Source organism: bacterium (assembly GCA_040755755.1).
In the GTDB taxonomy this organism is placed as follows: Bacteria; SZUA-182; SZUA-182; order DTGQ01; family DTGQ01; genus DTGQ01.
The window spans coordinates 62833-85327 of the sequence record JBFLZW010000078.1 but is presented as its reverse complement, the minus strand read 5'-3'; the positions used below and the strand labels follow the sequence as shown (position 1 = coordinate 85327).

Sequence of the window (22495 nt, the reverse complement as noted above, 5' to 3'; positions counted from 1 at the left end):
GATGAGTAGGATGGGGTTTTTTGTTGATGGGCTTAATTTTTACCAATGATAGCTATAAGAGTAAAACCTACTACAGGTGGGTCAATTTATCTGAGCACAGACGGGTCAATTTTACTGAGCGGTATAGTTACTACCCCACCACTAACGCCCCTCACCTGCCACAGGGGCTCCCTGCCAGCCCTCTCCCCAGGGGGGAGAGGGCGAAAAACACTACCTTGAGCTTCTTCAGCCTGAGTAGTTACCTTTCTTGAATGATTTAAATCAGTAAATCTTGCCCAGAGCAAAAAATCCATATACATACTAAACTTAAAAAAACTAGATAAAATTAATAGGTATTCATACTTGACTTTTTAATATAAGATAGATTAATATACTAATATTATGAACATAAGACTTTATCATAACTCAATAAGAATAAATAGAATACTAAGGTAAAGTTACCAGAGGGGAGTAAATATCATGCGAAGGATTACGGCATTGATCCTCTTGTTATGTCTGAGCTTATGGCTTCATGGTTGCAGGAGTGAAGAAAGTAACGATGGAAGCCGGAAAAGTGATGGTACTTTTATCGATACAGTCAATACATTTCCTACAGCGGCCATAGCCCGCCCTCAGAGAAAAACCTTCACCGAAGGTGATTCCCTTATCATCAGCGGGACTGGTACTGACCGGGAAGACGGGCAATTGACCGGCAACTCACTGCAATGGTGGGCATCGAAATGGTGGGCATTCGAAATGGATACTCCCGCGGCGTTTGGACCTTTCTTTTCTCCAGATACGTTGTCAGCAGGAACTTACATTATTACCTTGAAGGCAATAGATAGTGACGGTGCAAGCTCCACTGATTCAATTAATATCAGGATTGCCTCCAGCCAGGACATTGACCCGCCGCCACAAGGACATGGAGCAGAGGTAGTGTTACATAAAGATCAGGTAACCCGGATTGTAGATGCCCAAGGGTGTACGGTGCTGCTCGGTGAGTTGAAAAATCTGGGCATCGTAGATGCAACTTTCTGTAAAATAACATTTACCCTGCTGGATGCTTCCCTGACTCCGCTTGAACCCGTGTCTACCTCTTCTGCCTATGTACAGGGCACGAACAAGACCTTGACTGAAGTGGATGTTGAAAGCAATGCCATTCTGGAACACGATGGTGATGTAGGCGGATTTGCAGTGTACACGGATATCCCGGATGAAAATATTTTCTATTATGATTATGAGATTGACTGGAGGGAAGACACAACCTCCCCTCCGGATGCTGATTTGGTGGTGGATGGTCCAATATCAAACTCTGCCGATGACCACGGCTTTCTGGAGCTGTCAGGCAGGATAAAAAACCGGGGGATCAAAACGGCCCTCTTTGGCTCGATAACATTTATCCTGAAAGATGGGGATGGTACAATGATCGGCCTTGCGCCTTTGAATTTTGTTCAGGGTACAGCCGTTTACCTGCCGGATGTCGAAGGTGTCACCGATACAGCCATACTGCCTGGCAAAACAGGAATCTTTACTACCAGCTCGATAACGCTTTATCCCAATGAAGTGGACCTGGATCATTGTTATTACACCATAGCCTGGTTTGACTGCCGGGAAACAGTCTCAGCCACCAGAAAGAAAGGCTTGCCTGCCGGTTGTATGAGCAGCGCCATGAGTAACACCGATCGATATGATCATAAGGTCGCGTTGCGGGAGCGGGACAGAAAGATCGATGAGTTGAAAAGGAAATTGCAGGGATTGCGTCAAAAGCCCTGATAAGGAGTGTTCTAAACAGCAGCTCTCGAATACACCTTGCCGCCGATAATTACCAGAATAGCTGTAGCTGCCAAAAGGATCGCAAAATCCAGCCCCAGCCTGGTGGTGGAGGAAGAGCTCATCCTCCCGGCCAGCATCAGGGTACGCAGGGCATCCACCTCGTAGGTCAGCGGATTGATTCTGGCTATCACTCTCAGCCAGGCCGGCATCATCGAAATCGGATAGATGGCATTGCTGGCGAAAAAGAGCGGTACGGTCAGAATCTGGCCTATACCCATAAATCGCTCGCGGGTTTTAACCAGGCAGGCAATAATCAGGGAAAAGGTGGAAAAAAAGGCTGCACCCAGCATCACGATCACCAGGACGCCCAGGAGCGCCAGGGGTGACCAGTTCATTTTCACCCCCAGGATCATGGCCAGCAGGTAGATAATGATTGCCTGAGAGAGGCTGCGCACACCAGCGGACAGCGCTTTCCCCAGTACCAGGGCTGATCGCGGAGTGGGGCTGGCCAGAAATTTATGAATGATCCCCAGGTCCCGCTCCCAGATAATGGCAATGCCATAAAAGATGGCGATAAACAGCACGCTCTGGGCCAGGATGCCGGGGGCCATGAAGTCGAGGTAGCGCAACTGTCCGGTAGGAATAACCTTGCTGTGAGTGAACACCTGACCGAACACCAGAAGCCAGAGGACCGGCTGTGTGGCCCGCATTATCAGCTCGGTCGGGTCATGACGGATCTTCCGAACTTCCAAGCCGGTTATGGTGAGCGTCTTATCCAGAAACTGAACGACAGGATTGGATAATAGATGAGCCGGGGCGGGGAACGGGCTAGCCAAGTCGCTTGGCAGTGCGCCTTGTTCTTGAGGTTTCACGGTAATTTCCTCCTGATTCTGATGCATCGCGCGTATAGTGGGCAAACACTTCGTCCAGGGTTGTCCCGTTTCCGCCGATTGAGGCTTTGAGATGGGCCGGTGTACCGTGGGCAACCACCCTGCCAAGGTACATCACTGCAACCCGATTGCACAGGGCATCGGCTTCTTCCAGGTAGTGGGTAGTCAGAAAAATAGTGGTGCCGTAACTGGCCCGCAGTTGCTCGATGTGCTTCCAGACCGTCATTCTGGCCAGGGGATCAAGACCCACGGTCGGCTCATCGAGAAAGAGCACTCTTGGCCGGTGCAGCAGGGACTGGGCTATTTCCATCCTCCTGATCATTCCCCCTGAGTACGTGCGTACCAGCTTATCGGCAGCCTCGGAAAGCCCCATAAAGGAGAGGGCTTCCCGCACCTGGTCTTTGCGCTCTGCCCTGGGCAGATCGTAGAGCTTGGCAAAAACCAGAAGGTTTTCATAACCGGTAAGAGCGCCATCGGCAGACAGTATCTGAGGTACATACCCTATCATGCGCCGCACATCAGAAGCACGGCGGGCAAGATCAAATCCGGCTACCGAAGCCGTGCCTGAAGTTGGCGGCAGCAGGGTGGTCAGCATCTTGATGACCGTGCTCTTGCCAGCCCCGTTCGGGCCAAGCAATCCAAAGACCTCGCCGGCTTTTACGCAGATATTCAGGGCGTCCACTGCCAGCAAGGTTCCAAAGCGGCGGGTGAGTTTTTTTGTCTTGAGAATGACCATATTTTTTTCGGTTCTTCCACCAGGAAATCCACATTTGAATATCCAGTCAGCACTTGCCGCCGAGGTTGCAGCGTGCTGCCAGGTTGCTGAATGCATACCTTTTCGGCTCATTTTTTCTCTTACCCTTACCTGGCCACCCTCAAGCAAAGCCATCATCACAGAAAAATACCCGCCCGGTTTTCACCCTGCGGGTATCTTGAAAACAATACAGGCCCTCAGGCAGGGAAAAGCGCCTAACCCGTGGATCTCCCTGACTTGAGAGCCTGTTTCTTGAGCCTGTGTTCCCGGCTTATGATATTTGAAGAGGAGAAACTGCAAAAATTTATGGAATTACTCCACCACCCCCACCGCCGATCCCGCCGATCCCGCCGGTTCCACCCCCACCGCCAAATCCGCCACCACCTCCACCACCCCCACCACCGCCCGGTCCTCCGGTAAGGGGTATTGTCGGGGCGACGAGGGGTGTAGTGGCCACAGCCGGAACAGGAACTGTTGTCGGCAGTACGGTGCTCGGTGGACTGACCGGAGGCTCGATGATAATGGCAGCAGTGGAAACCGGTACCGCTCCCTCAAACAGGTAGTCGAACAGCTTGTTGTAGAAGGTATCACCGGTACTTGTTCCCCAAAGGGGATTGGGAATACTGGAAAGCCCCGGCAAACCACCTCCCAGCCCGAAAAGACCAAGCCCTCCCATGCCGCCGAGTCCACCGAAAAGGCCCAAACCGCCGAGGCCGCCCAGGGGCGGTCCAAATGCGCCCATGGCCAGCAGAGGAGCCCCAAAAAGCCCATATCCCATGCCGAATGGCCCGCCGAATCCCATGCCAAAGGGGCTGAAAGGACTCATCAGGGGAGAAAAAGGCATAAAGGGAGAGGGGTAAAATCCCAGGGGACTGTAATAGCCTGAGGACGAATACCGCCAGGCGTCAGCCTCATCGGAATACCATCCGGTATCACTCACTCCGGAATGCCATCCTCCACTGCCAAAGCCGGTGTTAATATCCGGCAGCAAAAAGTTAGTTGAAGCGGGAAGTGTGCCTGTGCCTGTGCCTGCGCTTGTGCCTGTGCCTGGTGAGGTAATACTTTCCACCCGGAGGTAGGAATCCGGATCATCCGTACTGCCTTGAGCCTGCACAATTTGAAAACAATTCCGGTTATCATTCGAATTCCAGCCAAGGGCAAAGATCGTTTTGCCATCCTGAGAAGGAAAATCGATCAGAAGTTCATCGCTGTCCGAAAAGAACCTGATTGTGCGAACATCGAACCGGCTTCCCCGCAGGCTCACCCTCCTGATCGAAGAAAATGTCTGATGGGCCAATTGAAGATCACCGGCCACATCCCTTTGGAGCGTTGCCCACTCGGAAGGCTTCAGTTTTCCGAGCGGAATCCTGATTACTCCCCCTTGAGTCAGGGTACTGCTTCCTTCACCCGAAAAGTAATCGATCCACACCGTCGGCTGAAGCCCGCTTTGAGTTTCCACCTCAACCGAAAGAACAAAGTCCTCCTCGCTTCGGATAACCGCCTCCAGCATGGGTAAGTTTTGCAGTTGATTATAATAGGGAGCCAGATCCTTGCTGAGGTATATGGTTTCCCGCTGCCCTGCCCGGCATATTCTGGCTGAAAATAAAACCGGAACAATGGAGAAAGTCGGTAAAAAAAGGATACCCAGTAAGCTGAATTGAAGAAGAAATACCCTGGTAACTGCGGCTTTGAAAAACATGAATCTCTGGTTTTTTTTCATTGTTATCCTCACTGAAACCTTATGCGTTATATTCTCACTGCAATCGAGGGCACTTGGCGGACCAAGAATAAGATTATGAAAAACAAAGCTGAAAATATGTCCATTATTCTTTTCCTGAGACACGGACATATAGAGATAGCTGGGGGAAATTACTGCGAGCTGGGAAAAACAACAACTGATTGTTTCGGACCTTCGACTCAGGAAATTTACCGTATTCAGAATTTCAGATGCAGGGGAGAATTCGCTCCATGACTTTTCCACCCATGAGGAGAGCAGCAAGAAAGATATCTTGCCCGGAAAGTTCGTGGTGAAGAAGTTATGCGTTTTTGCCTGAATTTTCGCGGGTCAATGGATATGATAGCGTGAAGTTTAATCTGCATATTTCCTATATTATATTTTTTCGGTCATGTTCTTGTCAAGAAATTTTGCATGCAAACTCCGTCAGTATTATCAATTTGTTAATCATCCACGGATCACTTTCACGGATCACTCTTGCCCTCAAAGAGGGCGAGGGAGAAAAGCACTGCTTTCCATCATCCATCAGTCACCTTCGTCTCCAATTCCAGAAGCGAAGGCGTTAACATTGTTAACATCGATATTTGCCGGTTTTATAAGGCTTTTCACTATTATAAGGATGGAAACATGTAACCCAAGGTTACACTGATTATCCCATTTTATGATAAAATCGACTATTATTGTTACAATAACTTATATATATATCCATAACTATTCAGTAATATAAGCTCTAGCTGAAGGTTGAATTGTCAAGCAGCTATTTGGCATGTATTATGCATCAACTCATTGCAGTATTTGGCGATATCCGACTGCTCTGCGGCTTGCGAAGACCCTCTCCATAAGCTCCGCGATAACTATCTTACCCCCTGTGTAACTACCCTGACAACTGATAACGCTCAATTATCCATGAAAATACCGTAACTACCTGAGGTATTCAACCCGCAGAAAATTATCGAGTAATGACTCCGTAATCTCTACGTCTTAAAAGTGGTCTGACAGTATCGTGAGATAGACTTTTAAATTATGGTTAGGAGGGAGAAAAATGAAAAAGTCAAAGGTATTACCATTAAGTCTGGTCTTTGGTTTGATATCAGCGTTAATTTATATTCCCTGCGCCAGAGCAGCAATTATCCGTGTACCGGCTGATCAGCCTACAATCCAGGATGGAATCGATGCTGCAGCCACGGGTGACATTGTGTTGGTTTCTGATGGAACCTACACCGGAGAAGGGAACAATGACCTTGATTTTAATGGTAAAGCAATTACCGTTCAATCAGAAAATGGTCCTTCAAACTGTATTATTAGTTGTCAGGACTCAAGTCGAGGGTTCCGTTTTCACAGTAAAGAGAACAGTGATTCTATTGTGGATGGATTTACCATAAAAAATGGTTCTGTCACCTTCGGTGGTGGAATATATTGCTACATCTCCTCACCGAGGATAATTAACTGTACCATAACTCAAAACAGAGCCAGCCGTTCCGGTGGTGGAATTTATTGCACCACCGCCTCGCCGATCATAGCTAATTGTGTCATAAATGGAAATACTGCCACCCGTTCCGGTGGCGGGATTTATTGCACCGCGTCATCCTCACCGACCATTGTCAATTGTACTTTACTCGAAAATAGTTCTATCAACGGTGGCGGGATTTACTGCGATTCCTCTTTACCGAGTATTACTAATTGCATTTTCTGGAATGACGTTCCAAATGAAATCTACCATGAAAAAGATTTGGATCTCTCAGTCACCTACTCTGATATTCAGGGGGACTATGTCGGCGAAGGCAATATCGATGCTGACCCTCTCTTTGTTGATCGAACCGCCGGAAATTTTCATTTGCAGCCTACCTCACCCTGTATCGATGCCGGAACCAGTATGGGGGCCCCTTCTTTCGATAAGGATGGCAACTCGAGGCCTTATGGTGCTGGATATGACATGGGAGCTTATGAGCTTTTTATCTGTAGTAACGTTACTTCTGAGGTCTGCGATGGCAAGGATAACGACTGCGATGGCAGGATAGACGAGGATTTAACCCAGAGCTGCTCAACTGCCTGCGGTACGGGAGAAAAAACCTGCGAGAATGGCCAATGGACTGCCTGTACTATTCTCAAGCCTAAACTCGAAGTCTGTGATGGCAAGGACAATGACTGCGATGGCAGGATAGATGAGGATTTAACCCAGAGCTGCTCAACTGCCTGCGGCACGGGAGAAAAAACCTGCAAGAATGGCCAATGGACTGCCTGTACTGCACCTCAGCCCGGCTCAGAGGTCTGTGATGGCAAGGACAATGACTGCGATGGCAGGATAGATGAAGGAGTATGTAATTATACCACCTACTATCGGGATGGAGATAAAGATGGTTATGGAAATCCTGCCGACACGGTTCAGGCCAGTGCACCTCCTTCAGGGTATGTATCAGATAAAACGGATTGTGATGACACAGATAAAACCGTCCATCCCGGGGCCACTGAAATTTCCTGCAACGGCAAAGACGATGATTGTGCAGGAGGGGACAAATGTCCGACTGGCTGTGTGGAACAGGAGTCAGGCACACTCGACATTGAAGGGGCTCAAGGGAGTATGGGTGATGAAATTACTGTCCCCGTGCGGATACACTCTGCACCGTCCGCAGTTTATTCCTTTGGCTTCGATGTTACCTATGATCCGGATATATTGGAATTTTTAAGCTGGGAACGAGGCGATTTAGTAAAATCTTTTAAAATGTTCGAAGTGAACACGGTAGTTCCCGGCAGGCAGAGAATAGGAGGATTGGATACCGGAAGCGGGATGCCAAAAGGGGCGAGCGGCTATCTGGTCAAGTTAAAATTCAAGGTAAAAGGCGGGCAGGAACAGAAGTGCTATCCTTTGACTGTAGATAAGCTGATCGATGGATTTGCCAATTTCTCCTCCACAGGAGGATGCTGCTGTGTCAAGATCAATAATTGCAATGGAGACCTCAACCATGACGGAAACGTTTCTCCATTGGATGCTCTTATTGTTTTTAAATGTTTTCTTAAACTCGATACCTGTCCTGATTGTGTCGATGTAAACAGGGATGGCTCCGTTACTCCGCTCGATGCTCTCTGCCTGTTTAAGAAATATTTGGGACAGCCATCCTGTTTTGATAAACCAATATGTACAGATCAGGATAAAGATGGTTTTTATGCCGAGGCCGGAGAATGTGGTCCTGCAGATTGTGATGATAATGATCCAGCCATTTCCCCGGCAGCCAAAGAAAAGTGTGGGGATGGTAAAGATCAGGACTGTGACGGATCGGATCTCATATGCTCTTCATGCACTGGTATTATTGCCGAGCCCAGTGTAACGGAGATATGGCCGCCTGACAATAAAATGGTCAAGGTTGGCATTCTGGGTGTAGCCAAGCCTGTCATTACCAGTATTACCAGCGATGAGCCTACAATCTCGGATAAAGGATTATTCGCGGATAAAAATGCTCCGGATGCTGCCGGGGTCGGTACAGACACAGCCTTCCTCCGCGCTGAGCGCTTGGAGAAGGGTAATGGCCGGGTCTATAAAATTTCGTTTACTGCAACAGACGCTGCCGGGAAAAAATGTCCTGGAAGTGTCACTGTTTGTGTGCCAAAAGATCAGGGTAAAAACCATGAGTGTATAGATGATGGTCAGGATTACAGTGCCACTGCGATGTAATAGGCCCTGGTAGGGCGCAGAGGGATCAGGGGTGACGCCGTGAAGTCTTTGGAACTTCACGGCGTCACCTGTCGCTTTTCTCAGCGTTCCGATGGCCTGGTTAAGGCTCTTTTCAACGCCCGGTGAAACATCCACTCCGAAAGGAATTATTCAATCTCAACCAATTGAATATCAAAGACCAGATCTTTTCCTGCCAGTGGATGATTTGCGTCCAGGGTTACCCGCGAGTCATGGACATCGGTTACCGTCACATCGGTTATGAGTCCATTGGCCTGGCGTACCTGTAACTGCTGGCCAACTTCCGGTTCCAGTCCTGACGGAAATTGGTTCCGATCAACCTCAAGGACCATCTCGTCACGATGAGGGCCATAAGCTTGCTCTGCCGAAACCTGTTCGGTTTTCGATTCTCCGGGATGCATGCCGACCACTGCCTGCTCGAATCCGGGTATGAGCAGTCCCTCACCTATGGTAAATTCCAAAGGCTCACGCATGACTGAAGAGTCAAATACCGTGCCGTCCATAAATCTGGCCGTATAATGAACCCTTACGGTATCGCCCTCCTTGGCCTGTGTCTGTGGGCTAATTCCTTGATTTGCGTTTGCCATGATTCCACCTCCTTATATAAGCGGCTCCTGTCAGAGCCAGAGCCAGAGAGTGTCTTTCCTCACTCAGAGAAGCTACCCATAATGTCAGGTCTGATCAACTTTGTCCTGCCTTCTCTATCTCATCTTCTCTCCCTGCTCCTTTGTCCTCCCATCGGCTCTTGTACATATTCTCTACCCTTGCATCGGACATATTTTCCGAAGATAGCTATCTCAGGAGGTTTTTTTATAATATTTTTCAGGTATTAAACTCTCTCCAGGTTCTGATAAGGAGGCTGGAGGCATATTTCTGATCCGCTCAGCCAGTCTTGTATAGCGCTTGAGGACCCTGTTATTTTTAACAGCTATGGCCAGGGCTTTCGGGGTTCCGATCAGAACAGCGAGTTTTTTGGCCCGCGTTACCGCTGTATAAAGCAGGTTCCTTTGCAGGAGCATATAATGCTGAGTCACGAGCGGCATGATGACCGCCGGGTATTCACTTCCCTGGGACTTATGGACAGAAACCGCATAGGCCAGGATCAGCTCATCAAGGTCCAGAAAGTCATAAACCACTTCACGGCCGTCAAAATTTACCCTTACTTCCTGATTTTCCAGATCCAGGCCGCAGATCCGGCCAATGTCTCCGTTGAAGACCTCTTTATCGTAATTATTGCGAATCTGCATCACCTTATCGTTCAGCTTGAAGATCCTCCCTCCCCTGGCCAGTTCCTTCCGGCTGGAATTGAGCTCTCTTTGCAGCTCGGCATTGAGATTGGCCGAGCCCAAAATACCCTTATGCATCGGCGTAAGCACCTGAACCTCCGACACAGGGTCGAATCCGAACCGTTTGGGGATCCGTTCCCTGACCAGTCCGAGAATGCAGGACAGAATTTTTTCCGGCTCCTCATCCTGAACAAAGTAAAAATCAAGTAATTCTCCTTCCGGTGCCTGCCTGGTCTCTGGCATCTGCCCCTGGTTAATGAGGTGGGCATTGACCACGATCAGGCTCTCGCGGGCCTGCCTGAATATTTCGTTGAGCTCAACTACCTTGAGAGAGCCAGAATCGATCAGGTCTTTGAGAACATTGCCAGCGCCGACCGAAGGCAACTGGTGGATATCACCGACCAGGATCAGGGTAGCGGACAGAGGGACCGCCTTCAGAAGGTGATACATCAGAACAGTATCGATCATCGAGACTTCATCCACGATCAGCACATCGGTTTTCAAAGGTGTTTCTTCGTTCTTTTTAAAGGATCCGCTCTTGGGCTGAAATTCCAGCAGCCGGTGAATGGTCTTGGCCTCGCGGTCGGTAGTTTCGGCCAGGCGTTTGGCTGCCCGGCCGGTCGGTGCGGCCAGCATGATTTCCCTGCCAAGCTTTTCGTAGATCCTGATGATGGCCTTGACAATGGTGGTCTTGCCGGTTCCGGGGCCGCCGGTAAGGATCATGACCTTTTCCTCGACAGCCGTCCTGACGGCCTGGGCCTGCTTTTCGGCCAGGGTTATCCCAAGCTGCCCCTGTACCCACTGAATGGCCTTGCCGATATCCAGAGGCCGCAGGTACTTGGGCATTTTCATCAGGCTTTGCAACCGGCTGGCAATCCCTCGTTCACAGGTATGAAACCTGGCCAGATAAACAGCCTTATTGTTTTCATGAAAATTTTCAAGGTCAGAGTTAAGGTCCTCAATGATAATTTTTTTCTGCAAGGTGATAGCCGCCAGGGCCTGAACAATTCCATCCCGGCTGATGTCGAGCATTTCCCTGCACTTTTCGACCAATGGCTCATAGGGATAGTAAACATGCCCGTCATCGGACATTTCATTCAGAACATACAGGATGCCGGCCTCGGCCCGCAGGGGGGAGTCTTTCGGTATGCCTACCTTTTCCGCAATACGGTCGGCGGTCAGGAAACCGATGCCGAAAATATCGGCAGCCAGCCGGTAAGGGTTATTTTTAACCACGCTGATGGAGTCATTGCCATAGTGTTTGTAAATCTTGGCCGCATAGGTCGTGCTTACACCCTGATCCTGGAGAAAGATCATGACCTGCCGGATCTCCTTCTGCTCGGCCCAGGCTTTACGGATCATCTCCTGACGGCCCTGGCCGATGCCGGGGACATCGCTGAGTCTGCCGATCTGGTTCTCGATAACGTCGAGTGTCTCGACCCCGAATTTGGCTACAATGCGTTTGGCCATCATGGGACCGATACCCTTGATGAGGCCGGAGCCAAGGTATTTTTCGATGCCGTGGACTGTGGCCGGAATGATGGTTTCATATTTGACCACCTTGAACTGAGGCCCGAATTTCGGATGGTTGGCCCACTCACCGAGAAGCTTGACCATTTCTCCCGGACACAGGGAGGGGAAATTGCCGAGGATGGTAACCAGATCCCTCTTTCCCGGCATGGAGAGTTTGGCCACGGTATAGCGGTTTTCTTCGTTGATGTAGGTAATACGCTCAATCTGGCCTTTAATCTGCACCAGGGACATGAAATTTGAACCTTATGCTCGTGGTAGCGCCTATGGTTATCATTATGGCTATAATATACGCTTTTGGGATATTTTTCAATAGGATATTGCCGTAAGTCAGGGTTTGGAGAAAACTTTCCGACCAAGTATGGAAAGAGTGTACTTGAGCAGCACAACTCTGAACATTAAGGGAGACATTGACATGGAAAACTTACGGAAAAAAATTCTCTTTCCTTTTTGCCTGATGCTCATGTGCGGTCTGGCTGCAATTCAGGGCAGGCCGGTTCGGGCGGCTGGCCATGCTCAGGCAGCGGATAGTCATTTTTCAACGCCGGTCAAGACCAAGGTGAAAAAGGCATCTTCACCTGTTATTGTCGCAAATTTCAATCAGGACAGAAATCTCGATTTGGCTGCAACCGCTGAAGAATCCTCGACTGTTCTTATTCTTCTCGGCAAGGGTGATGGCACCTTCACCGAGGCTGCTCACTATGCGGTTGGAGAAGAGCCCTCCTCGATTATTCTGGCTGATTTCAACTGGGACAGCAATGAGGATCTGGCAGTGGCTAATGAGGAATCAGGCACAATCTCCATCCTTCTTGGCAAGGGTGACGGCACCTTTGAAGATACCGTTTATTATCCGGTTGGAAATGAACCATCATCGATGGTTTCGGTTGACCTTAACCGGGATGTAAAACCTGACCTGGCTGTAGCCAACGAGGGTTCCGGGACCGTATCCGTTCTGCTGAACAGGGGGGATGGCACCTTCAGGGAGGCTGTCCACTATCCGGCAGGGGATGAGCCATCCTCGATTATCTCGGCTGATTTTAACCGGGACGGCAGGGTGGATTTAGCTGTAGCCAATGAGAATTCCGGGCATATTTCCATTCTTCTTGGCAAAGGTGACGGTACCTATGAGGAGCCTCAGCCATGACAGGGGAGATGATATTCGAGGAAGCTGTCTGAGAATGGAGATTGTCAATTTCGACTCCATCCTTGGACAGCCTCCTGGGGCGTGTAGTTTTGTCGGATAGTTTTCAGACAGATTCAAGGAATTGTATTCTGTTTCATATACTTAGGGGAAAAAAGACTAAATAAACAAGAAGTTAAATCATAAAATCCATGACCTGTGAATAACTTTGCATACCATACACATATTCCTCACCGAAATTTCTGGTTCGGTCCTGGTCCTAGTGGGCCATTTATTTGAAAAAACGCTTACTAATGAATACGGGTATGAGACCTGTTCGGCATGATTAATGCAATTATAACTATTCAGGTGGTTTGATGAGGTACAGAGTAATCCAGCAACTCTTTCCTGCGCGTTTTAAACGCTTGCTCATAATAAGTCAATAGCTCTCGCGATAGGCCGTCATTCGGCTTGTCATTACCCAGCAAAGTATAAATTACCACGGAAATATGAGCCAAGTGAAGAAGGTTCACTTTTGGAAAATCTTCGGGCACGACTTTAAACCTCTTCAAAACTCCCAATATTATTGAAACGAGCCTTAACTCATTTACCAGAGCCCCAGCTTCTGAATAACATACTCATTAACAAGGAGAGAAGGTCCCATGAGAGTGAAGAAGGAGTTGAAAAGAGTGATTGCCATCGGATTTTTCCTGGCAGCCGTTGTGATAGGCAGTAGCAAATTGGCCAGGGCACAGTATTCAGGATACCAGGATGCGCTCACCATGATTTCTCCGGTATCTGTTCCTTATGAAAATGAGCGGGGAGATTTTCTGGTCGATAACTTCGAGTACTGGGATGTCCCCTGGACCCACGGGTGGGAAACCAGTGAATACCGGTATCCGGTTGGTGGCATGCCTTTCGGATTTTTGGTTTTCTTCCGTACCGCGCTCGATCTTGAGCAGGGGAGCCGCGTTCTGGATGTCTATGCAGGCTATAATGCCATTATTCCGGCCTCGGACTGGCAGTTGACAACCAAGAAAGTAATCAAAGATCCGGGTGTCCAGGCTGATCTGCTGTGGATGGATATCCGGGCACCATTGGGAATCGAGTGGTTCACCAGGTTCAAGATTATCGTACTGGGAACTACGGGAACGGCTAATGACCCTGATCAGGGCGAGTATCCTTTTGCCATCAGCTTTATACCTAACGGCTTTAACCAGGAAGTGGACCTTGAGGCGGTCCAGAGTGGTCAGTTTGATTTCAGCAGACCGGAAAATACCTCCAGGAACCCGTTTACCGTGGAGGTACCTATTGGACGAAATTACCAGGATGGCTCCTGGCATACACTGAAAGCCAACCTTTCGGCTATCATCAGCAAAGCCTCTCAGGATCACGGACTGGTCGCAGGCCGGATTAAGGAGATCAGGATCATCGGCAATGAATACCGTCTCGATAATCTCTGGCTGATGAAAGATTCGACTCCTGTTGATGGCGAAGCTCCCTATTTATTCAAGATCGGTCCCCAATCCGCCCAGATCTTTCAGCCCTTCGAATATTACTGCTATGCCAAAGATGCGGATTTGAACTATCAGGTATTTTTGGATATCTGGCAGAACGAATATGAGCTGCGGGAAAACGATCCCAATGCAGTGAATATTTCCAGGGTCCGGGATCTGACCAGCAGGTTTATCCGGGCTGATGGGAAAGCTCATCCCGGCCATATTTCCAATCCTGATCCCGGTGGCATTGCGGCTGATCGGGATACGCTGTTCTGGACAGCCACTGTCGGCGGCTGGGGCGCTCATGGCTCTGCGGCAACATTCTTAAGTCCGGTGCCGATAGCTAACAGCAAAGATGCAGGAGGCAAAGATATCTGCATCCCGGAGAGGCTGCTCCCCCAACTCCTGATCAATCCATACCGGCCCTGTATGGTTGATCTGCCTACGCCCTATGATCCTGCCCGTATTCTGGCTGATCCTGACTCGATATCAGCATATGACCCGCAGACCATTCCCTATACAACACCTGGTGCGGGCGGGGTTCGGCTGTATCACCCCAGGGCCGTGGCTGAGTATGGGAATTACCTGCTCGATCTTGGTTTTACAACCTGGCCGCATATAGCCTGCCTTAATTTCACTCCTCAAGTTCTTGAGAATCTGGTGATAACGGTCCAGGTCCATGATGCTCATGGCCGAACCGATGTCGAGACTTTCCCCTTAAGTGTGGTTAACTACCCGGTCAGCAATCATCCACCAAAGCTGGAAATCCTGCATGAACAGATGGCAACTGTCGGGGAACCCTATCGTTATCAATTGGTGGCTACGGACCAGGATTGGTTGAATCCTGATGGCTCATGGGCTGGAGATCAGTTAAATCTTACCTGGAAGGCAACCATTGATGAATGGCCAGCCTACCAGTATGGCCCCTGGGCAGAATCTCTGATCAATCCCGCAACCGGTGAGATTGCCTTTACTCCTGAATTCGAGGGAATGCACCGTCTTCTGGTCCAGGTAACCGATGCCCGGGGACTTATGGCCTGCGGTTATTTCGAGATCCTGGCCACTACGCCTGGCAGTTGGCTCAACCATAGCCCCCGCATCCTCAGAGACTTTAACGATACCGCGCCACTGGTAATAAGGGCCGGCCAGCTCTTCATTCTCGGTCCGCCCATGCTCGATTTTCGTGACCCGGATAACGAGGAGCTCTATTATTCCTGCAATATCGGATCGATGGTCATTGACACGGATGAGAGGGGCAGACAAAAAGCCTATTGGACCTTCCAGACCAATTTCCCCGGTCTGTACCGGGTAGAAATAACCGCTTTCGATCAGCGGGGAGGTTTGGCAACTTCCCGGTTCCTGGTTGATGTCCAGCCCTGGTGGTCGTTTTAAGGAGAAGACATAACAAAAAAAGCCTTGTGAACTATCCAGAATACGAGCTGGAAAGCTATTTTCCAGCTCGTGGGAAGGTTTTTCCGGGTTATTGCATGAAGGGAGGTGAGAAAGCAAAAGTTTATGATTATACTTTTTCATCCATTAACTTACAGTTAACAGCCAATGGTCAGTAATCAATAAGCCCTTCTTAAAAGCGTTGACAATTTTTGGTTAATTGGTTATATTACCAAATAAGCAAAGAAGTCAGATTAAATCGAGGAAGGAGGTCTTACCATGATAAGCAAGGGGAAACTTTCTGAAAGCTTTTTGAAGGTTTATGTAATAATTGGTTTAGCTGCTCTGCTTTTGGGGTATGCAACGGCCACCGGAGCTGCTCAATACTGGGCTGCCTTGCCTCCATACAACACCCTCTGGCCACTGTGGTCTCCTCTCCTGTCACCGATCGATTCAGCCACAGGCTTGCCAACCCCGATCGTTACCTCGCTGACAACCAGTACGAAATTATCGGTACAGCCTGGCCTGACCTGGGACCCGTATGCGCCATATCCTTATCTGCTCTACTGTTCACCTCTGGGTATGGCCTATTTCGATCCTTACTGGAAGAGTGTAAGTTTCTGGCCGCCATCTTACTTAAAAAATGCTGTCGGGCTTCCTTCGCCACTGACGCTGCCAGCAGCCTATGAGCTTCTGCCGCCGCCGAATCCCAGCTTTCTCCTGACTTATGTGCCGCTGGCTAATACTGCTGCCAGTAATTTCCTGATATCCCTGGGCATAGTCCCTCCGATAACATATCTGACCGCGAGTGCACTGATTTAACGGGGTAATTGAAGGTTGACAAGAGTTTGACCATTTGGGTATTTTTACCGTGAGTAATTTTATGAGTAATCGATTAGGGAAAAAAGATTGTAAAGCGCAGAGGCGCAGAGAAATGTACCGAATCACCACCCGTTTTCACAAAGTATATAATCTTTGTGCCTCTGTGTTCTACTCTCAGGGCATGTTGCCGGACCGGGAGGAGGAAGGGATTAAGATTAGATGATATTCTGTTCATAAATTATGGTAGTAATAAGGAAAAATCATGATTAAGTATTTCGCCGACTGGATCACCTATGACGTTCTTTCACTCAGTCCGAAGAGGCTGCTGGCTGAAGCGGTCAACTTTTTTATCTATGATACCATCAAGATATTTTTCCTTCTGGCTGTCATTATCTTCACTATTTCCCTTATCAGGTCGTTTCTGCCTCCTGAAAAAATCAGAAACATCCTGTCCGCCAAGAGGAGGCACTATGGCCATATACTGGCTGCTCTCCTCGGCATCGTCACCCCCTTTTGCTCCTGCAGTGCCATTCCGCTCTTTTTGGGCTTTGTCGAAGCAGGCGTTCCTCTGGGGGTCACGTTCTCGTTTCTGATATCGTCTCCCATGATTAACGAGGTGGCCCTGGTTCTGCTTCTGGGATTATTCGGCTGGAGGCTTGCCCTGATCTACGCCTTCAGCGGGCTGGTCATCGCCATTCTGTCAGGAATAGTTATCGGGCATCTTAACGTGGAAAGCCTGGTGGAGGATTTTGTCTATCAGAGCAGGACCGGTGGTCACAACACTGCTATTGCATCTACAATGAGCTGGCCGGAGAGGATACAGTATGCCAGGACCTATACTCTTGACATTATCAGACAGATATGGCCTCATATTATCATCGGCATCGGTATCGGAGCATGGATACACGGCTATGTACCGACCGATTTTCTGGCCCGTTATGCAGGAAGAGGAAACTGGTATGCTGTTCCCCTGGCCACCCTGATCGGCATACCGCTCTATTCCAATGCTGCCGGAGTCATTCCGCTGATCAGCGTTTTAACCGAGAAGGGCGTCAGTATTGGGACCAGCCTGGCCTTTATGATGGCGGTCGTAGGATTGTCCCTGCCCGCATTCATGATTCTGCGAAAGGTCATGAAGGTCAGGCTCCTCATTATTTTTGCCGGTATTGTTGGAGCAGGCATTATTTTTACCGGCTATTTGTTTAACTTCATTCTCTGACCTGACTGAAGGAGGTTTATTTGAGTGGACGCCAAGACCAAAGCCCGGTGTGAAGCCAGGGCCAGGGTCATTAAAGCCCTTGCCCATCCGACCCGTCTTTTTATCGTTGATGAGCTGTCCCGGGGAGAACAGTGTGTTTGTGAGCTTACTGAGCGGATCGGCGCGGATATGTCCACCGTATCCAAGCACCTGGCTGTCCTGAAAAGCGCAGGCCTGGTTCAGGATGAAAAGTATGGCACTCAAGTCTATTATCGGCTGAGGACGCCATGCATTCTGAAATTCCTCAACTGTGTGGAATCCGTTATTGAATCTACAGCCAGGGAACAGTTAGGGCTGGTTGAGTGCAAAGGTGATTGATACTGATGTTGATCCACTGTGAATCCGTCCACAATATATCATGAGGTGTGAACTATGAAAAAAATTCAGATCCTGGGCACAGGCTGCCCAAAATGCAGGAAGCTGGCCGAGAGTGCGCAAGAAGCCGCCAAAGCGCTTGGTTTGGAATTCGAGCTTGAGAAGGTCACCGATATCACGGCCATTATGGGCTTTGGGGTGATGATGACTCCTGCCCTGGCCGTCGATGGACAGGTCAAGGTCACTGGCCGGGTGCCTTCCGTTGCCGAGCTGAAAAAAATGCTGGCTTGATGTAGCTGTATCAATCGATGAACGAATTGATCAGGTAGTCAAAAGAGGTAGATATATTCCCGTCGGTGCGGGGCTGCTTGGAATCCTCTTTGCCCTCTCTTTCTGCCCCATCTCGGCTGCCCTGTTCTTCGGAAGCCTCATCCCGCTATCGGTGCAGCATAATTCAGCTTTTATGCTTCCCACCATCTACGGTTTTGGAACCGGCCTTCCGGTCATGCTGTTTGCCATTCTCATCGCCCTTGGCACCCAGGCCGTAGCCAGGGCATTCAATATGCTGACCAGAATCGAGCTGTGGGCACGGCGAATCACGGGCGGAATTTTCATTATAGTCGGGGTATACTATTGCCTTATGTATCTATTCAATGTGCTCTAGCAGCCAGCCTGCCGGAGAGGTCGCCGAATTACATAAGCCTTCGTATCTGTGGTATAATGGATACAAAATCGCTAGGGAGGTAATTACCATGGAAGACAACAAGGTGAAGGGAGCATTGCGAGAGAGTTATGGTAAAATAGCTCAACAGGGCAGTTCCTGTTGTATTCCCCAAGGTCACTGTTGTGGAAGCGGTGACCTGGCACACGATATCAGTAAAAAGATCGGCTATACCGAAGAAGAGATAAGGGGAGTCCCGGAGGGAGCGAATTTAGGGCTTGGGTGCGGAAATCCCATTGCCCTTGCCTCCCTGCAAGAGGGTGAAGTTGTCCTTGACCTCGGTTCAGGGGCAGGATTCGATTGTTTTCTTGCTGCGGACAAGGTTGGTAAGAGGGGAAAAGTCATCGGCGTGGATATGACGCCGGAGATGGTTGAAAAGGCAAGAGAAAACGCCAGGAAAGGTGATTATGAAAATGTGGAGTTCAGACTTGGTGAGATCGAGAATCTGCCGGTTGCTGATAATTCCGTCGACGCGGTGATTTCAAACTGCGTTATCAACCTGTCCCTGAATAAGGGAAGGGTCTTTCGGGAAGCCTTCAGAGTGGTAAAACCAGGCGGCAGGCTGATGGTCTCGGATATAGTCTTACTGAGAGAGCTTCCTGATGTTATTAAAAACTCTATTGAGGCATATATCGGTTGTCTCGCCGGGGCAATACTCAGGGATGAATATCTTGAGATGATAAAAACGGCAGGATTTCAGGAAGTCAGGATAGTCGATGAAACAGCTTTTTCTATCGATTGCATGGCGAATGATCCTACGGGAAAAGCAATTATAAATAACTTATCGATACCACCTGAGACCATGAAAGAGGCTGCAAATATAGTCAGGAGCATAAAGGTATATGGAGTCAAGCCGGGTAAAATATAACGTGAGCAGGCTCTAAACAGGGAGAAGGCAAAATCCGGACGGCTCTTGCCTTCTCTCCACGGGAAATTCACTGATACCTCAGAGGCATTTCAGCGAATGCCTGTCATCAGTAGGGCGAAGGGCCTGAACAATTTCATGACCTCCATGCTGCCCGAAAAGTTTCCGGAAACAGACTGCACGCCAAGGATCCAGGAGCGGGCATATCGGCCATAGCTGTGCAGACGCAATTGCTATTCAATTGTTCACCAAGAGCACAGCCAGCATAAATCCCATTAATAGCCAGAGCACATGCTCCTTCACCAAGGATTGTCCACTTCAGGGAAGGAAGTACGGAAATCTGTCCGGGATGAGAGCCGACCAGCTTAAAGGCAAATTGATAGGACCCATCGTCTGCTATCAGGGAAGAATCAAAAATATGCTCAAAGGAGGTGGCCTGGTCAGGGAACAGAGCCACCGAAGGGTCCTCAATCCTCAGGACAAAACTGAAGGATTCAAGGCCGGGCAATTCGTCCTTGTTCCATTGTCCGGCATGAATGACCACCTTACCGGCAACAGATTCTCCGGGAGCTTTAATAACCGGTTGAGAAAGGGTAAGGCTTATATTCTCGTCAGGTATCGGAAGCTCTAACTGGCAGGACTTTTTCCGGGGGAGGATTTCATCGGGAAAACAACCGGGAGAACCCATATATTGCCTGAAGATGCAAAGTGCATCCGCCGGAGTGACCTGACCGTCATAATTTATATCCGCACAATCAGGGCAGGGGCCGATGCTCAAGTAGCACTGAAAAGCAATGAGGGCATCGCCCGGGGTCATTGTTCCATCTCCGTTGAGATCGCCGGTGCAATTGTGGACGCAGAAATACCCGCCACTTGCCGGAGCCCGGGCCAGATCATCGGACACTCCCTCAATGCTCAGGGGATAACACTCCCTGTCCCGGCCGCCAATGACAGTAAAGTTCAACCAGACCAGGTGGCCGATTGCCCCTGCAGGGATAGCGGATTGAGCTGATACCCCTCCTATCCTTATCCTGCCGGGAAGGATACGGTTGACCTCGAAGATATTGAATGAGGCCACCAGATATCCCCGCTCATGGCCTGTGTACTCCAGCACCTTTGGATCATAGGTTACATCAAAGCCAAAGGCATAGATGTCCCTGGCTGTGGATTGGATTCTGACTGGTATCCGGGTGCCCATTCCTGCCCTGGCAGCGGTGCCTCCAATATCGAGAATCCCTGAATCATCTTCGTTGAAGATCATACCTGATGAGGGCTGGGCAACAGGACCATATACTTTTTCGACAAAGCTGATCTTCTCACCGGCTGTCATCCACTCGATCTGCCCTCCGGAACCTGTGCTGAAAAAGCTGAAACCATCGATCAAGGTGCCTGGTGGAATAATGGCATCAACTGAGGCCGTGAAGGTAACCGAGTCCTCAGTCATGGAGGTGAGCATCCAGGCACCAAATTCAGGGAGCGCTGCGGTTCCCTCAACGTAAGCCTCGACAGCGTCTAGACCCTTCATGATCAGCCTGTCACCTGCTTTGATCTCGGTCGCCAGCAGCCAGGGATCGATGCTGTACTCACTATGGGCTGGCGGCGTGCGCAGGCCATAATGCCAGAGCGGGCCGGTGGAGAGATTGACCAGGGTGATAACCGGATCAACCATCAGGGCCAGGATATTATTGTCAGGGCCTTGAACGGGCAGACTCGCGAAGGTAATATCGCCAAAATCCACCGGCGCATTGCCATCCTGTTGAGCAATGGTTCTGTTATCGTGCGTTTTTTTGGTAGTCAACTTTCTCTGGGGTATATCATAGGTCCAAAACCAGTCATCGATCACCCCTGGTGTTCCTTCACCATCAGTACTGCTATCATCCCAGTTTTTCCACTGCAATCCCTTCCATTGACCGGTATTGGGATCCATGGACTTGCTGTACCGGTTAATTCCGCCATTAAATGCACACTTGCCTACCCAGACAGGCGTTCCCCCTTGGGGGATATACCTGTAGCCAAAGGAATCACCGCCACCGGGACCAGCAGCCCCCAGGTCCAGACACCAGACTTCCACCTGGTTTCCCTGGCGGTCGGTCTCTCTATCGATAAGCCAATCATTACATCCGTCTCCGTTGGCATCACCATTCTTTGGAGTACCGTCAGGTGGCGGACAGGTAGCAGAATCGGCAGCCATACCTGCTGAGATCATCAACAGAAGAATGACAGCCACCATGAGTGGCACGAGTTTGAATGCGAACTTATCAGCGGCAGGTATCCTCCCCAAGCCTTGATTCAAGAAGACAGTACTGCTTCCGGTGTTATGTTGCATGGTCTTATCTCCTTCCAATGATAAAGCTGATTGGTTCATGAGCCCTTGGCATGGGTTTATATCATCGTGGCTTGTATCAGAGTAAATGCGGTGGCGCTGAGTCCTGCTGTGTGTATGGATTGTGGGGGAAAGAGAGTATCATTGCCGTGGCCATCTTGTTCCGTTGGGGGGAGGCGCGGACTGGATGATGGACCAAATGGGCTCATCATCGAGTACAACACTATTGAGTCTTGAATTGTAGATTGAATAATGCACGCAGGTCGTTAAGACTAATGATCTCTATTTATCCAATCTCACCTCCTTACCGGAAAAATGGGAGGAATAAACCCATTTTTCCTCCAGCAATAACTTTACCGGGGAACTTCTCTTCGAGATAAGGCAATCTATTGATAAATTATAATAACTCCAGTTAACTTTAGCAAGTCGAAAGTGAATCCCAATGGCTTATTGCTGCTGCCTTGTCTCCTTCTTCATTTATACTGCTTACTCATACCATAAAGGCAACAGCCGCAGAGCCATAATAGCCGCAGCCATAGCTGAATCCAGGA

The 22495-nt window shown here is 49.4% G+C and carries 16 protein-coding genes; 10 read left to right on the top strand and 6 right to left on the bottom strand.

What is annotated here, in order from left to right:
- The first annotated feature begins 459 nt into the window (after positions 1–459).
- Positions 460–1752, top strand: coding sequence for a hypothetical protein (locus AB1611_20875; GenBank protein MEW6382037.1), 1293 nt, complete (start codon positions 460–462; stop codon positions 1750–1752).
- 11 nt (positions 1753–1763) lie between these two features.
- On the opposite strand, the gene AB1611_20870 is transcribed toward AB1611_20875, so the two are convergent.
- From AB1611_20870 to AB1611_20860, 3 genes are all read right to left on the bottom strand, one after another.
- Positions 1764–2531, bottom strand: coding sequence for an ABC transporter permease (locus tag AB1611_20870; GenBank protein ID MEW6382036.1), 768 nt, complete (start codon positions 2529–2531; stop codon positions 1764–1766).
- A gap of 49 nt (positions 2532–2580) precedes the next feature.
- Positions 2581–3378, bottom strand: coding sequence for an ATP-binding cassette domain-containing protein (locus tag AB1611_20865; protein MEW6382035.1), 798 nt, complete (start codon positions 3376–3378; stop codon positions 2581–2583).
- Between the two features lie 322 nt (positions 3379–3700).
- Entirely contained in the window at positions 3701–5095 is a 1395-nt protein-coding gene (locus tag AB1611_20860) for a hypothetical protein (GenBank protein ID MEW6382034.1), read from the bottom strand.
- Between the two features lie 1078 nt (positions 5096–6173).
- Here AB1611_20860 and AB1611_20855 point away from each other — a divergent pair.
- On the top strand, positions 6174–8798 hold the full coding sequence (locus tag AB1611_20855; GenBank protein MEW6382033.1) for a MopE-related protein: 2625 nt from the start codon (positions 6174–6176) through the stop codon (positions 8796–8798).
- Positions 8799–8944: 146 nt separating this feature from the next.
- Here AB1611_20855 and AB1611_20850 read toward each other — a convergent pair whose 3' ends face one another.
- Together AB1611_20850 and AB1611_20845 are read right to left on the bottom strand one after the other, a co-directional pair.
- The gene (locus AB1611_20850; protein ID MEW6382032.1) at positions 8945–9403 is read right to left on the bottom strand and encodes a peptidylprolyl isomerase; all 459 of its coding nucleotides are present in this window, start codon (positions 9401–9403) and stop codon (positions 8945–8947) included.
- Between the two features lie 210 nt (positions 9404–9613).
- Positions 9614–11866 carry an ATP-dependent RecD-like DNA helicase gene (locus tag AB1611_20845; protein ID MEW6382031.1) on the bottom strand — a complete coding sequence of 751 codons (2253 nt, stop codon included), beginning with the start codon at positions 11864–11866 and terminating at the stop codon, positions 9614–9616.
- Between the two features lie 127 nt (positions 11867–11993).
- Between AB1611_20845 and AB1611_20840 the strand changes: the two genes are divergently transcribed.
- From AB1611_20840 to AB1611_20805, 8 genes are all read left to right on the top strand, one after another.
- On the top strand, positions 11994–12776 hold the full coding sequence (locus AB1611_20840) for a VCBS repeat-containing protein (protein ID MEW6382030.1): 783 nt from the start codon (positions 11994–11996) through the stop codon (positions 12774–12776).
- Between the two features lie 638 nt (positions 12777–13414).
- Positions 13415–15643 (top strand): hypothetical protein, encoded by a 2229-nt coding sequence (locus tag AB1611_20835; GenBank protein ID MEW6382029.1) that lies wholly within the window; start codon positions 13415–13417, stop codon positions 15641–15643.
- A gap of 276 nt (positions 15644–15919) precedes the next feature.
- On the top strand, positions 15920–16462 hold the full coding sequence (locus tag AB1611_20830) for a hypothetical protein (protein ID MEW6382028.1): 543 nt from the start codon (positions 15920–15922) through the stop codon (positions 16460–16462).
- 262 nt (positions 16463–16724) lie between these two features.
- Positions 16725–17681 carry a permease gene (locus AB1611_20825; GenBank protein ID MEW6382027.1) on the top strand — a complete coding sequence of 319 codons (957 nt, stop codon included), beginning with the start codon at positions 16725–16727 and terminating at the stop codon, positions 17679–17681.
- A gap of 24 nt (positions 17682–17705) precedes the next feature.
- Complete coding sequence (locus AB1611_20820; protein MEW6382026.1) at positions 17706–18038, top strand: metalloregulator ArsR/SmtB family transcription factor; 333 nt, start codon at positions 17706–17708, stop codon at positions 18036–18038.
- Between the two features lie 54 nt (positions 18039–18092).
- On the top strand, positions 18093–18326 hold the full coding sequence (locus tag AB1611_20815; GenBank protein MEW6382025.1) for a thioredoxin family protein: 234 nt from the start codon (positions 18093–18095) through the stop codon (positions 18324–18326).
- A gap of 13 nt (positions 18327–18339) precedes the next feature.
- Positions 18340–18699 carry a cytochrome c biogenesis protein CcdA gene (locus AB1611_20810; GenBank protein MEW6382024.1) on the top strand — a complete coding sequence of 120 codons (360 nt, stop codon included), beginning with the start codon at positions 18340–18342 and terminating at the stop codon, positions 18697–18699.
- A gap of 88 nt (positions 18700–18787) precedes the next feature.
- On the top strand, positions 18788–19624 hold the full coding sequence (locus AB1611_20805; GenBank protein ID MEW6382023.1) for an arsenite methyltransferase: 837 nt from the start codon (positions 18788–18790) through the stop codon (positions 19622–19624).
- A gap of 133 nt (positions 19625–19757) precedes the next feature.
- Here the strand turns inward: AB1611_20805 and AB1611_20800 are convergent, their stop codons facing one another.
- Positions 19758–21947 carry a cohesin domain-containing protein gene (locus AB1611_20800; GenBank protein MEW6382022.1) on the bottom strand — a complete coding sequence of 730 codons (2190 nt, stop codon included), beginning with the start codon at positions 21945–21947 and terminating at the stop codon, positions 19758–19760.
- Between the last annotated feature and the right edge of the window lie 548 nt (positions 21948–22495).